This window comes from Streptomyces sp. NPDC127595 (genome assembly GCF_042671685.1).
In the GTDB taxonomy this organism is placed as follows: domain Bacteria; phylum Actinomycetota; class Actinomycetes; order Streptomycetales; family Streptomycetaceae; genus Streptomyces.
Window position 1 is genome coordinate 19152 of the sequence record NZ_JBHXWK010000023.1, and the last position, 14169, is coordinate 33320.

Annotated in this window: 6 protein-coding genes; 4 read left to right on the top strand and 2 right to left on the bottom strand. The window is 71.1% G+C overall.

Annotation, left to right across the window (positions count from 1 at the left end):
• Nucleotides 1–32: 32 nt before the first annotated feature.
• Nucleotides 33–1577, bottom strand: a complete 1545-nt coding sequence (locus ACFVKT_RS39600) for an alpha/beta hydrolase (protein WP_385741670.1) — start codon at nucleotides 1575–1577, stop codon at nucleotides 33–35.
• A gap of 134 nt (nucleotides 1578–1711) precedes the next feature.
• Entirely contained in the window at nucleotides 1712–4576 is a 2865-nt protein-coding gene (locus tag ACFVKT_RS39605) for a lysylphosphatidylglycerol synthase domain-containing protein (RefSeq protein ID WP_385741672.1), read from the bottom strand.
• 186 nt (nucleotides 4577–4762) lie between these two features.
• On the opposite strand from ACFVKT_RS39605, the gene ACFVKT_RS39610 reads away from it, so the two are divergent.
• From ACFVKT_RS39610 to ACFVKT_RS39625, 4 genes are all read left to right on the top strand, one after another.
• Nucleotides 4763–5128, top strand: coding sequence for an MGMT family protein (locus ACFVKT_RS39610; protein WP_385741675.1), 366 nt, complete (start codon nucleotides 4763–4765; stop codon nucleotides 5126–5128).
• Nucleotides 5129–5434: 306 nt separating this feature from the next.
• Nucleotides 5435–9031 carry an ATP-dependent helicase gene (locus ACFVKT_RS39615; RefSeq protein ID WP_385741677.1) on the top strand — a complete coding sequence of 1199 codons (3597 nt, stop codon included), beginning with the start codon at nucleotides 5435–5437 and terminating at the stop codon, nucleotides 9029–9031.
• Nucleotides 9032–9191: 160 nt separating this feature from the next.
• Complete coding sequence (locus ACFVKT_RS39620) at nucleotides 9192–12674, top strand: UvrD-helicase domain-containing protein (RefSeq protein WP_385741680.1); 3483 nt, start codon at nucleotides 9192–9194, stop codon at nucleotides 12672–12674.
• Nucleotides 12675–12684: 10 nt separating this feature from the next.
• Nucleotides 12685–14097: a dipeptidase gene (locus tag ACFVKT_RS39625; RefSeq protein WP_385741683.1), complete on the top strand. Its 1413-nt coding sequence runs from the start codon at nucleotides 12685–12687 to the stop codon at nucleotides 14095–14097.
• The last annotated feature ends 72 nt before the right edge of the window (nucleotides 14098–14169 follow it).

Here is a 14169-nt window from a genome sequence, read left to right on the forward strand (position 1 = left end):
GCCCTGTGGATAACCCTTTGACCTGCGGCTTTCTAGGAGCAGACGGTCCCGGCGGGCGGTACGGTCCCGTCCAGCAGATAGCCGTTCACCGCGTCCTGCACGCACTTGTTCCCGCTGTCGTACGCGCCGTGCCCCTGGCCCTTGTACGTCAGCTCGACACCGACGCCCTTGCCCAGCGCGTCCACCATCTTCTTCGCCCCCTCGTACGGCGTCGCCGGGTCGCCGGTGTTTCCGACGACGAGGATGGGCGCCGCACCGGAAGCGCTCACGTCGGGGTGGTCGGCGGCACCCGCCACCGCCCAGTCGGTGCAGCTGACCATGCCCCAGGCCAGATAGTCGCCGAACAACGGTGAGGCGGCCCGGAACTCCGGAAGCTTCGACTCCACATAGTCGGAGGTGTAGCGCGGCTTGTCGTCCGCGCAGTTGATGGAGATGTTCGCCGCCGTGATGTTGCTGTACTGCCCGTTCTGGTTGCGCCCGTTCATCGAGTCCGACAGCAGCATCAGCACCTTGCCGTCGCCGTCGTACGCCTGCTCCAGGCCTTCGGTCAGGTACTCCCAGAAGTCCTTGGAGTACAGGGCCTGCGCGATGCCGTTGGTCGCGGCGGTCTGGGTGAGCTGACGCGGGAAGACGCCGGGGATCGGGTTGCTGTCGAGGTCCGCGAGGAGCTTCGCGATGCGGTCCTTGACGTCCTGCGCGGTGTCGCCGATCGGGCAGTCCTCGGTCTTCGAGGTGCAGTCCTCGGCGAAGTTGTCGAGCGCGAGCTGGAAGCCCTTCGCCTGCCCCAGCGAGCCCTGCTCCGAGTTCTGTGTGGGGTCGACGACCGCGTCGAACACCGCCCGCCCCACGTTCTTGGGGAACAAGTGCGCGTAGACGCCGCCGAGTTCGGTGCCGTACGAGATGCCGAAGTAGTGCAGCTTGTCGTCGCCGAGAACCTGGCGCATCAGGTCCATGTCCCGGGCCGCGTCGGTGGTGCGCAGGTGCGGGAGGGTCTTGCCGGAGTTCTTCTCGCAGGCCGCGTTGAAGCCCTTCGTGTTCTCCAGCAGCTTCTCCTGCTCGGCGGTGTCGTCCGGCGTGGCGTCCTGCTGGAAGTACTCGTCGAGCTGGTCGTCGCTCTCGCAATTCACACCGGCGCTGCGGCCGACCCCGCGCGGGTCGAAGCTCACCAGGTCGTAGCGGGTGCGCAGCTTCGCGTAGTCCTCACCGAAGGCGGGCAACGTGGTGACGCCGGAGCCGCCGGGCCCCCCGAAGTTGAAGACGAGCGAGCCGACGCGCTTGCTCTGGTCGCCGCTCGTCGTAGCCCGGATCAGCGCGAGCCCGATCGTGTCGCCCTTGGGCTCGGCCCAGTCGAGCGGCGCCTTCAGGGTGGCGCACTGCCACTGCGTACCGCCCGGAAGAGGCGAGGGAGCGTCCCCGCCGCCCTCGGACTCGGACGGCGCCGGGCAGTCCTTCCAGCTCAGCTTCTGGGCCGTCAGATCCTCGTCCTTGGAGTCGTCGCCACAGCCCGTCATCAGGGCGGACAACAGGACGGCGGTGACGGTCAGGGCAGCGGCGCGCAGCTGGGGAGGATTCGGCATGTTCCCCATCCTGCGGTCGTGCGGGGCGGGGCGCTCGGGGCGCGAGCCGTGTGGGTGAGGAGGCGCTCTGGCGCGTACGAGACGGCCCCTATGGTCCGCGGTGTCCCGTACGAGACGGCCCAGCGTGCCCGGTGCTAGAGCGCGCCCTTGCGCGTCAGGTGGTTGAAGAACAGCCACCCCGGCAGCACCGGAATCCACAGGGTCAGGAGCCGGTACAGGAGTACGGCGGGTGCCGCGACCTCCTTCGGGAGGCCGACGGCGATCAGGCCGACCGTGAGGGTCGCCTCGACCGCGCCGACACCACCGGGGGTCGGCGCCGCCGAGCCGAGCGCATTGCCGGCGAGGAAGACGACGGCGACGCTGGCGAGGCTGAGGGTGTGCGTCTCCTCGTGGCCGAACGCGCGGATCGACGCGTCCAGGCACATCACGAAGCAGGCGGTCAGCAACAGCATGCCGCCGATGCCGGTGATCAGCTTCTGCGGCCGCTGCAGCACGTCGAGCATGCGCGGCACGACACCCGCGAACAGCGACCTCACGCGCGTGGAGACGAATTTGCGCAGGAACGGCACCGACGTCACCACGAGAACCAGTACGGCGACGGTGAGCAGACCGGCGATGACCGTGCGAGACGGCGACAAGGAAGGCGTCTTCTCGGTGCCGGTCAGATAACCGAAGGAGAGCAGCATCAGGATGTGGCAGCCGAGTCCGAACAACTGCGACGCGCCGACGCTGGCCACCGCGAGCCCCGGCCGCACCCCGGCGCGTTGCAGGAAGCGCGTGTTCAGGGCCACGCCGCCGACCGCGGCGGGGGCCACGATCTTCACGAACGAGCCCGCCACCTGCGCCGCCACGGTCCGCAGGAACGGAACACGCTCGGGCACGAAGCCGAGCAGACTCATCGCCGCCGCGAAGTAGCTCAGCGCCGAGAACAGCACAGCCGCGGCGACCCAGCCCCATTCGGCGCTGTCGAAGAGGGTGCCGAACTCGATATGGGTGAGCTGCGTCAGCAGGAAGTACGCGCCGATCGCGCCGGCGATGAAACTGAGCAGAGTACGCGGCCGGACACGCTCCAGGCGGACGGGTTCGACCGGTGCCTGCGGCCTGATCAGCAGCACCTGGTGGCGGATCTGGGTCAGCAGATCCTCCTCGCGCGCCTCGTCCAAGGCGTCGTCGATCGCCCGCTTCTCGGCCCGCTGCTCCGCTCGTACGGCCTTCTTGTCCGGCTTTTCCAGTACGGGCGCGGTGTCTTCCTTGGCTTCCTCGGCGCGGGCGAGCCTGTCCTGCCGTGAGGCCTCCAGCACAGCATCGCGCTCGCGTTGGGCGCGCTCCCGGGCGAGTTTGCGCAGCGTCGCGCGCGTGGCCCGTGAAAGTGCGATGGGCTGGAGCATGGGCAGACAGTTGGCGACCTTGTCAGGGCCGAGTACGCCGACCGCCGAGGCCACCGCCCGCTCGGCGCCCACGCGAAGCCCCAGTGTGGTGACGAGCTGAGCGATGTCCACGCGCAGCAACAGGTCGCCGGCGGCGATCTCGCCGCCGCGCAGATCGGTGAGGATCACCGTGCCGGAACGATCCACCAGAATCGCGTCTCCCGCGAGCCTGCGATGCGCGATGCGCCGGGACTGCAACGCCTGCACCTGATGCCAGGTGTCGCGCAGGAGGTCGTCGGTGATGAACTCGTCGGGCAGCGAGTCGAGGGTGCGGCCACCGGTGTGCTCGTAGACGAGCATCACGGCGTCCGGGCCGAGTTCGGAGGTCGCGATCAGCTTGGGCGCGTTGGCCCCCGCCGCGATGGCCGCGTACGCAAGGAGGGCCTCCTGTTCGAGGGCCTGGCGCAGGGACTGGAGGCTGCGGCGGGTGGTGATGCCGCGCAGGGTGAGCCGTCGCCACACACGGTAGAAGAAGCCCTGCGCCTGCTGCTCGCGGTCGACCACCGTCACGTCCAGTGGTGGACCGTCCTCCAGGGTGACGAAGTAGCGTCGGCCGCGGTCGCCGTTCTCCGTGGCGACCTCGTGCGCCTCCTCGCGGGCCGCCGTCACCGGGTGGAAGCCGACGTGTCGCAGGCCCGCCATCAGCGTCCGCCCGGTTGGCCGCACGTTCGGCGAGCCGACCGCGTACAGCGTCCCGTAGGCGACGGTCCAGCCGATCAGCACCGTCAGGATGATCGAGAACGGTGTCGTATAGCCGGTGACCAGCATCGAGAAGGCGTCGAGGAGCAGCACCACCCACAGCACCGCGCGCCAGCGGGGCCGGCGGGACATGCCGACGGCCGTCATGTACGCGATGACCGGCGCGAGATAGCCGTGCACCGGGTCGGTGAGGGCGTGGATGTCGCCCGGTGAGGGCTGGGTGAGCGCTTCCTGGATGGAGTTCGGGGCGGCTTTTGCGACCCACAGGTCGGTGGCGAGTGTCACTCCGTGCGCGAGGACCGCGGCGAGGACTCCGTCGGCGATGCGCAGCCCGTCCCGTTTGATCAGCCGCTCGATCGCGAACGCGACCGGCACCAGGAGGATCGCGATGCTCGACGCCAGACCCGCGATCTTGATCAGTAGATCGGGTGCCTGGCCCGTGCCCTTGTTGATGTCCTGTTCGAGCCCCGATGTGGTTCCGTGCGCGAACGCGGCGATGGCGAGCAGCAGGACGATCGCCAGGATCCCGACCAGGAGGCGCATCAGATCGGACGGACGGTGCACGCGCGCGGGGAGCAGCGGTTCGTCGCCCTCGACCTCGTCGTTGTGGACTTCGTCCACGCAGTCGGCGTCCCGCTCCAGCTGCTTCTTCTCGCCGTCGTACGTCTTTTTGAAAGTCCTGGGGGCGAGATCGTCGTCCGTATCGGCGAGGGGCTCTGCGTGCGACTTGGTACTGGGCGCTTCGTCAGTCCTGGAGGTGGGCTCGGTGGTCTCCTCGCCCGTCTCCTTCTCGTCGGCCTCGCCGGAGTCCGGGCGCGACGAAGCCGCGGAGGTGCCCTCCGCGTTTTCGGGGTGCACGCCCTGCTGCCTCATGGACTCTTCTTGATCTCGTATCACCGGTCACCGCCCGCACGATGGTGGCATGCCACACCGACACACGGGGGCATCAGGGTGCAAATGCGGGGGCGCACAGTCTGCCCCAAGCGCCGCCTCGGAGCGAGGAATACGCACAGTCTTCACCACGTCACATTGTCGGTGGGGTGGTGCAGGATGGGGCGGATGAGCGAGGAGAGCCTTCCGGCGGACGACCTGCCGGAGTACGCGGAGCGGGTCCTTGAGGTCGCCGAGCTGATCCCGCGCGGGCGCGTGATGACGTACGGGGACGTCGCCGAGTGGCTGGAGGAGGGCGGGCCGCGCCAGGTGGGCCGCGTGATGGCCCTCTACGGGGGAGCGGTTCCGTGGTGGCGTGTCATACGCGCGGACGGTGTGCTGCTCCCGGGCCACGAACTCGATGCGCTGGCCCACTACCGCGTCGAGGGGACTCCCCTGAAGGAGGCGAGCAGGGCGTCCGAGGGGCATCTGCCACGCGTCGACATGAGACGGGCGCGATGGGACGGCGGCGAACGCGCGGAGAGTCACACCTGACAGCTTCCGGTATCGGACGGGCGAAGGGGGGACCTGTGGCCCGTACGGGGGAAGCGAGGCACATCCGTGACATGCCGTACGTTCGAGGAACGGGGGACGCACGGGGCCTGCGGGAAGAAGGGGAAGCCCTCCTTCCATGGTGCTCACCGGCGTAGCGTCGTCGGCGCGGATCCCTCGCACCCCGCGGCCACCGCCCCGAACGCGCGGCAGTCCACCCACCCGTCGCCCGATCACCACCCCCGTAACGACGGCGCTCGGCGCCGACAGTGACGATCCCCAGCACAACCACCAGGACCGGCGAACCACGTGAGCTCCTCTTCCTCCACCAGGCGCCTGTCGCACCCCAATGTGCGACAGGGGACCCGCGGCGCGTACCGACTGGTACGTACCCCGCCGGTCCGAGTGGATCCCCCTCGTCTGGACGCAGGACAGCGCTCGGTGGTTGACCACAAGGGCGGCCCACTGCTCGTTCTCGCAGGTCCGGGCACTGGAAAGACGACCACGCTGGTCGAGTCCGTGGCCGCCCGGATCGCACGGGGCGGCGATCCGGAACGGATCCTGGTGCTCACCTTCAGCAGGAAGGCGGCCGTTGAGCTGCGCGACCGCATGGCGCTGCGCATAGGCGCCGCCCGCGCCCCCCAGGCGACCACTTTCCACTCCTTCTGCTACGCCCTTGTCCGCGCCCACCAGGACAGCGACCTGTTCGTGGAACCTCTCCGGCTGCTGTCGGGTCCCGAACAGGACGTGGCGGTGCGCGAGCTGCTCGCGGGCCAGCCCGACCTGGAGCGCCTCGGTCTCGCGCATGTGCGCTGGCCGGACGATCTGCGTGCCTGCCTGACCACACGAGGCTTCGCAGACGAGGTCCGCGCGGTCCTGGCCCGCAGCCGTGAGCTGGGCCTGAGCCCCGATGCCCTGGACACCTTCGCCGCCCGCATCGGCCGGCCCGACTGGGGCGCCGCCGCGGCCTTCCTCGCCGAGTACCTCGACGTTCTCGACATGCAAGGAGTGCTCGACTACGCCGAACTCGTCCACCGTGCGGTGCTGCTCGCCGGACGCCATGGTGTCGCCGAACGACTGGCCGCGCGGTACGACGCCGTCTACGTGGACGAGTACCAGGACACCGACCCGGCGCAGGTACGACTGCTGCGGGCCCTGGCGGGCGGGGGCCGCACCCTCGTCGCTTTCGGCGACCCCGACCAGTCGATCTACACCTTCCGGGGCGCCGACGTGAACGGCATCCTGGACTTCCCCGACGCCTTCCCGCGCGTGGACGGCCGTCCGGCGCCGGTCGAGGTTCTCCGGACGTCCCGCCGCTCGGGCGCCGCCCTGCTGACCGCCACCCGCCTCCTCACCCAGCGCATGCCGCTGACCCGCCTTCCGGCGGAGAAGGTCCGGGCCCACCGCGCGCTGTCCCCGGTGCGGGACGGTGGCCGGATCGAGGTCTACACGTACCCGACGTCCGGCACGGAGCTGGACAACATCGCTGACATCGTCCGCCGCGCCCACTTGGAGGACGGCGTCCCCTGGAGTGAGATGGCCGTCCTGGTGCGAGCCGGCTCTCGCACGATCCCGACGATCCGACGTGCGCTCACCGCGGCCGGGGTGCCGCTCGACATCGACGGCGACGATCTGCCGCTGCGGCACGAACCGGCGGTCGCGCCGCTGCTTACGGCGCTGCGGGCGGTGGCGCGGGCGGAGCTGGGCGCGGACACCGGCTCCGGCTCCGGCTTCGACTCCGGCGCCGACATCGACGTATCCCAGAGGGACGTATCCGAGGGGGACGCTGCGGGGGACGTGCCTGTGCAGGGAGACGCATCCGCTGAGGACGCGGCTGCAGACGTGCCTCCGGAGGAAGACGCGTCCGCCGAGGAAGCCGAGAGCGCCGACTCAGTCGAGCCTCATGAGCCGGCCGTATCGGCTGACTCGGAGCCGGAGCCGGAGCCGGAGCCGGAGCCGGAGCGGGAGACGGAGGCAGAGGGGGAGACGGAGGCAGAGGGGGAGACGGAGCAGGAGACAGAGCCGGCGACCCCCTGGCTCGACACCGAAACCGCCCTCACCCTCCTCGCCTCGCCCCTCGCGAGCATGGACACCGCCGACCTCCGGCGCCTGGGCCGGGCACTGCGCGAGGAGGAGCGTGCCGCCGGCAACCACGTACCGCCGCCCTCCGATGAACTGCTCGCCCGCGCGTTGGCCGAGCCGGAGCGGCTCGTCGCGCACGATCCGGCCTACGCCCGCGGAGCCCAGCGACTCGGTGCGCTGCTGCGGAAGGCACGGGAGCGCCTCGCGGGCGGCGGGACGGCCGAGGAGGCGCTCTGGGACCTGTGGGAGGGCACGCCGTGGCCGCAGCGTCTGGAGCGGGCTGCCCGGCGCGGTGGCGCGGCCGGGCGCAACGCCGACCGCGATCTCGACGCCGTGTGCGCGCTGTTCGCGACCGCGACCCGCGCCGAGGAGCGCACCGGGGGCCGTGGCGCCCTCAACTTCCTGGAGGAGATCGAGGCCCAGGACATCGCCGCCGACACGCTCACCCGCAGGGCCGTACGCCCCGACGCCGTGCGTCTGATGACCGCGCACCGTTCCAAGGGCCTGGAGTGGCGTCTCGTCGTCGTGGCGGGCGTCCAGGAGGGGTTGTGGCCGGATCTGCGCCGCCGTGGGTCCCTGCTGGAGGCCGACCGCATCGGACGCGACGGCCTGGCGGAACCCCTCACGCCCGGAGCGCTCCTCTCCGAAGAGCGCCGTTTGTTCTATGTGGCCGCCACGCGCGCGCGTGAACGCCTCGTCGTCACCGCGGTGAAGGCCCCCGCCGACGACGGCGACCAGCCCTCCCGCTTCCTCACCGAACTCGGCGTCGAGCCCAAGGACGTCACCGGCCGCCCCCGGCGCCCGCTGTCCGTCGCCGCGCTGGTCGCCGAACTGCGCGCCACCACGGTCGATCCACGCGTCTCGGACACCCTCAGACAGGCCGCCGCCCGCCGCCTGGCCAAGCTCGCCGCGCTCGGCGACGAGGACGGCCGGCCTCTGGTGCCGTCCGCGCACCCCTACCGCTGGTGGGGCCTGTACGAGCCGACCGAGAGCAAGATCCCGCTGCGCAACCGCGACCAGCCCGTCGTGCTCTCCGGAAGCGCTCTCGACCAGCTCGCCAACACCTGCGCCCTGCAATGGTTCCTGGGGCGCGAGGTGAAGGCCGACGCGCCCGCGACCGTCGCCCAGGGCTTCGGCAACGTGGTGCACGTCCTCGCCGACGAGGTCGCCTCCGGACGCACCCCGGCCGACCTGACCGTCCTCATGGAGCGCCTCGACTCCGTGTGGAACGCGCTGGCCTTCGACGCGCCCTGGAAGTCCGCGCAGGAGAAGGAGCACGCGCGCGTGGCGCTCGAACGCTTCCTGAAGTGGCACGTGATGGACCGCACCGGACGTACGCCGGTCGCCAGTGAGCACGACTTCGACGTGACTCTTGAAGCGGGCGACTACGAAGTACGCATCCGCGGCTCCATGGACCGCGTCGAGGCGGACGCCCAAGGCCGCGCCTATGTGGTCGACTTCAAGACCGGCAAACAGGCGCCGAGCGCCGCCGAGGTGGCGCACCACCCGCAGCTCGCCGTCTACCAGCTCGCCATCAGCGAGGGCGCCGTCGACGACGCCTTCGACGGCGTACGGCCCGAGCCCGGCGGCGCCGAACTCGTCCAGCTCCGCCAGGGCGCCACCAAGAAGAACGGCGGCGAGACGCTGCCCAAGGTGCAGGCCCAGGAGCCCCTGGACGGCGAATGGGTCGGCGACCTGCTCGCCACCGCCGCGGGCAAGGTCCTCGACGAGCGGTTCTCACCCACGACCGGTCAGCACTGCACGCACTGCGCCTTCCGGGCGTCGTGCAGCGCGCGGCCCGAGGGCCGGCACGTGGTCGAGTGAGTATGTGCGGTGCTGTGACGCGCGCGTGCTGGGTGGTGCGTGCGCGGTCGAGTGGTGCGACGTGCGTGACGTATCGCACCACCTGCGCTGACCAGCGCATCCTTCGGCCCCGCGGTCGATGTGGCCCGCGCTGTCAGTGCGCGCCGCTAGCCTCTCTGACGTGCCAGCCCGTATCACCGACCCCGAGCAGCTCAAAGCGCTCTTGGGCATCCCGTTCACGCCGGAGCAGACGGCCTGCATCACCGCACCGCCCGCCCCGCAGGTGATCGTGGCCGGAGCCGGTTCGGGCAAGACCACGGTGATGGCGGCACGCGTGGTGTGGCTGGTCGGCACCGGCCAGGTTGCCCCCGAGCAGGTCCTCGGTCTGACGTTCACCAACAAGGCGGCCGGTGAACTCGCCGAGCGCGTCCGCAAGGCGCTGATCAAGGCGGGCGTCACCGACCCGGACGCGATCGACCCGGACAACCCTCCCGGCGAGCCGGTCATCTCCACGTACCACGCCTTCGCGGGCCGCCTGCTGACCGACCACGGCCTGCGCATCGGGCTCGAACCGACATCCCGCCTGCTGGCCGACGCCACCCGCTTCCAGCTCGCCGCACGCGTGCTCCGCGAGGCACCGGGACCGTACCCGGCACTCACCCGCTCCTTCCCGGACCTTGTCGGCGACCTCCTCACGCTCGACTCCGAACTCGCCGAACACCTGGTCCGCCCCGAGGACCTGCGCAGGTACGACGCCGAACTGCTGCGATCCCTGGAGGGCGCCGAACTCACCAACGCCGACCTCCGCAAGGTCCCCGACGCGGCGGCGGCCCGTCGCGAACTGGCCGAGCTGGTGGGCCGCTACCGGGCGGCCAAGCGCGAGCGCGATCTCCTCGACTTCGGCGACCAGATCGCCCTGTCGGCCACCCTGGCCCGCACCCGCCCCGAGGTCGGGACCATCCTGCGCGACGAGTTCCGCGTGGTCCTGCTGGACGAGTACCAGGACACATCCGTGGCCCAGCGCGTCCTGCTCGCCGGTCTCTTCGGCGGCGGCACCGGTCACCCGGTGACCGCGGTCGGCGACCCCTGCCAGGCGATCTACGGCTGGCGTGGCGCCTCCGTCGCCAACCTCGACGACTTCCCCGAGCACTTCGCACACCCCGACGGCCGCCTCGCGACACGCCAGGCACTCAGCGAGAACCGCCGCAGCGGCGGCCGCCTCCTGCACCTCGCCAACGGCCTCGCCGAGCCCCTGCGTGCCATGCACGCGGGCGTGGAGGCGCTCCGTCCCGCACCCGGAGCCGAGCGCGACGGCCTGGTCCGTTGCGCGCTGCTGGGGACCCACGCCGAGGAGATCGACTGGCTCGCCGACTCGATCGCCCATCTCGTACGTACCGGAAAGGCGCCCGGCGAGATCGCCGTGCTGTGCCGTACGGCCACCGACTTCGCCGAGATCCAGGGCGCGCTCGTCGCCCGCGACATCCCCGTGGAGGTGGTGGGCCTCTCCGGGCTGCTGCACCTCCCGGAGGTCGCCGACCTCGTCGCCGTCTGCGAGGTCCTCCAGGACCCCGGCGCCAACGCCTCCCTCGTACGCCTGCTCACCGGCCCGCGCTGGCGCATCGGCCCGCGCGACCTGGCCCTCCTGGGGAGGCGCGCCCGCCATCTCGTGACCCACGCGCGCGTGGGCGCCGACGACGACCCGGACCGCCGGCTCGCCGCGGCCGTCGAGGGGGTCGACCCGGCCGAGGTGATATCGCTGGCGGACGCGCTCGACACGTTCCTGGAGATGCCCATCGAGGCTGCGGGGGACGACGACGGACTGCCCTTCTCGCCGGACGCGCGCGTGCGTTTCGCGCGGCTCGCCGCCGAGCTGCGCGATCTGCGCCGCTCGCTCGCCGACCCCCTGATGGACGTCCTGCACCGGGTGCTCGCCGTCACCGGCCTGGAGGTCGAACTCTCCGCGTCCCCGCACGCGCTGGCCGCCCGGCGACGCGAGACGCTGTCGAACTTCCTGGACGTCGCCGCGTCCTTCGCCGCAGGCGACGGAGAGGCGACCCTGCTGGCCTTCCTGGGCTTCCTGCGGACCGCCGCGCAGTACGAGAAAGGCCTCGACAACGCTCTCCCTGGTGGCGAGAACACCGTCAAGGTGCTCACCGCGCACAAGTCCAAGGGCCTGGAATGGGATGTCGTCGTGGTCCCCGGCCTGGTCACCGGTACCTTCCCCAGCACCCAGGGCCGCGAGAAATGGACCGCCCAGGGCAAGGTCCTGCCGCACGAGCTGCGCGGAGACGCCGACACGCTGCCCGACATCGAAGCCTGGGACGCCAGGGGCCTCAAGGCCTTCCACGAGGCCATGAAGGACCACCAGCACACCGAGGAACTCCGCCTCGGCTACGTCACCTTCACCCGCCCCCGATCACTCCTGATCGGCTCCGGCCACTGGTGGGGCCCCTCCCAGAAGAAGCCGCGGGGCCCCTCGGACTTCCTGCACGCCCTGTACGAGCACTGCGCGGCCGGACACGGAGACATCGAGGTCTGGGCGGACGAACCCGCCGAGGACGACGAGAACCCCGCCCTCCACGAGGCGTCCGCCGACCACGCCTGGCCGCTCCCGCTCGACGACGCGGCGCTCGCCCGCCGCCGCGAGGCCGCGGAGACCGTACTCGCCCACCTGGAGCGGGTCGCGTCCCACGAGGAGGGTCATCCAGGGGCCGCAGCACACGACTCGTCCTCGTACGAGGACCCTGAGTGGCCGCCTCCGCCCGAGGACGACGAACCGCCGGACTTCCCTGAGGACGAAGGCTCCGACTGGGACTCCTTGACGGCGGACCGCCCCAAGGTTCCGCACCAGGCCCAGGCCCCCGAGGCTCGCCCTCACCCCGAGCACCCGGTACCCCTCACGCCCGAGGAATCCCGCACGCTCGCCTCCTGGGACCGTGACCTGGACGCCCTCACCGGAGAGCTCCTGCGCGCCCGTGCCGGCGTCACGGACGTACCCCTGCCGTCGTCGCTCACCGCGTCGCAGGTGCTGCGCCTGGCGGCAGACCCGGACGGCTTCGCGCAGGAGCTGGCGCGCCCCATGCCGCGCCCTCCGCAGCCCGCGGCGCGCCGCGGAACCCGCTTCCACGCGTGGCTGGAGTCACGCTTCGAGGAACTGCGGCTGCCCATGCTGGAGCCGGAGGAGCTGCCCGGCAGCGAGGCCGAGATCGCCGACGAGCGCGACCTGGAGGCTCTCAAGGACGCCTTCGAACGCACTCCGTACGCACACCGCACTCCCTACCGCGTCGAGGTTCCCTTCCAGCTCGCCATCGCCGGCCGCGTCGTACGCGGCCGTATCGACGCGGTCTACAGGGAGGCCGACGACAACGGTGCGGTGCGTAGGGAGGGCGCCGACGGCACCACGTACGAGATCGTGGACTGGAAGACCAGCCGCGGTCGCACCGCGGACCCCCTCCAGCTCGCGCTCTACCGCCTGGCCTGGGCGGAGCAGCAGGGCGTGCCTCTGGAGGCGGTCAAGGCGGCGTTCCTGTACGTCCGCAGCGGAGAGGTCGTACGACCGGACGGCCTTCCCGACCGGGCCGCACTGGAGCGGCTGCTCATGGAGGGTCCACAGGAAGAGGCATCCGGGGAACCACCGGACGAACACGCCTCTGTGGGCGGATAGGCTCGTGGTCATGAGCAAGCCCGTTGACAACGCCGTCAGCACCGTGCGTACGTACATCCAGAACCACCGCGCCGCCTTCCTCGACGACCTCGCCGAGTGGCTGCGCATCCCCTCGGTGTCGGCTCAGCCCGACCACGCCGCGGATGTACGGCGCAGCGCCGACTGGCTTGCCGCCAAGCTTCGGGAGACCGGCTTTCCCACCGTCGAGGTCTGGGCGACCGACGGCGCCCCGGCCGTCTTCGCCGAATGGCCCTCCGAGGAGCCGGAAGCCCCTGTGGTCCTGGTCTACGGCCACCACGACGTGCAGCCCGCCGCCCTCGAGGACGGCTGGGACACCGAGCCCTTCGAGCCGGTGATCCGCGGAAACCGCCTCCACGCGCGCGGGGCGGCCGATGACAAGGGCCAGGTGTTCTTCCACACACTCGGCGTCCGCGCCCACCTCGCCGCCACCGGGCGCACCGCTCCCGCCGTACACCTCAAGCTCCTCATCGAGGGTGAGGAAGAATCCGGTTCCCCGCACTTCCGTGACCTCGTCGAGGCGCAGGCCGAGCGGCTCGCGGCCGACGCCGTGATCGTCTCCGACACCGGTATGTGGTCCGAGGACACCCCCACGGTGTGCACCGGCATGCGCGGCCTCGCCGAGTGCGAGATCGAGCTGTACGGGCCCGACCAGGACATCCACTCCGGATCCTTCGGCGGCGCCGTGCCCAACCCGGCCACCGCCGTCGCCCGCCTCGTCGCCGCCCTGCACGACGAGCACGCGCGCGTGGCTGTGCCGGGCTTCTACGAAGGCATCGTCGAGCTGACCGACCGCGAGCGGCAGCTCTTCGCCGAGCTGCCGTTCGACGAGGCCGAGTGGCTGCGTACGGCCAAGTCGACGGCGTCCTACGGAGAGGCCGGACACACCACCCTGGAGCGTGTCTGGGCCCGTCCGACCGCCGAGGTCAACGGCATAGGCGGCGGCTACCAGGGCCCCGGCAGCAAGACGATCATCCCGTCCTCGGCGATGGTCAAGCTCTCCTTCCGGCTGGTCGCCGGACAGGACCCCGACCACATCGAGAAGGCCGTACGCGCGTGGGTCGCCGAACAGGTCCCCGCGGGCATCCGGCACGAGATCACGTTCGGAGCGGCCACCCGCCCCTGCCTGACGCCCCTGGACCACCCCGCGCTGCAGTCCGTCGTACGCGCCATGAGCCGCGCCTTCGAGCAGCCCGTCCGCTTCACCCGTGAGGGCGGCTCGGGACCCGCCGCCGACCTTCAGGAAGTCCTCGGTGCCCCGGTGCTCTTCCTGGGCATCTCCGTTCCGTCCGACGGCTGGCACGCCCCCAACGAGAAGGTCGAACTGGACCTCCTCCTGAAGGGCGTCGAAACCACCGCCTACCTGTGGGGCGACCTGGCCGAGAGCGGGCGCGAGGCACACTGAGAAGGCATCCCCGAAGAAGGCGATCAACGCCCTGAACAGCCCCCTCCACACCCGCCCTGCTGAACCGCCCGT

What these genes read in the sequence shown, in the direction of transcription:
- ACFVKT_RS39600 (WP_385741670.1), bottom strand. Translation starts at nt 1,577, where the DNA reads ATGCCGAATCCTCCCCAGCTGCGCGCCGCTGCCCTGACCGTCACCGCC.
- ACFVKT_RS39605 (WP_385741672.1), bottom strand. Translation starts at nt 4,576, where the DNA reads ATGAGGCAGCAGGGCGTGCACCCCGAAAACGCGGAGGGCACCTCCGCG.
- ACFVKT_RS39610 (WP_385741675.1), top strand. Translation starts at nt 4,763, where the DNA reads ATGAGCGAGGAGAGCCTTCCGGCGGACGACCTGCCGGAGTACGCGGAG.
- ACFVKT_RS39625 (WP_385741683.1), top strand. Translation starts at nt 12,685, where the DNA reads ATGAGCAAGCCCGTTGACAACGCCGTCAGCACCGTGCGTACGTACATC.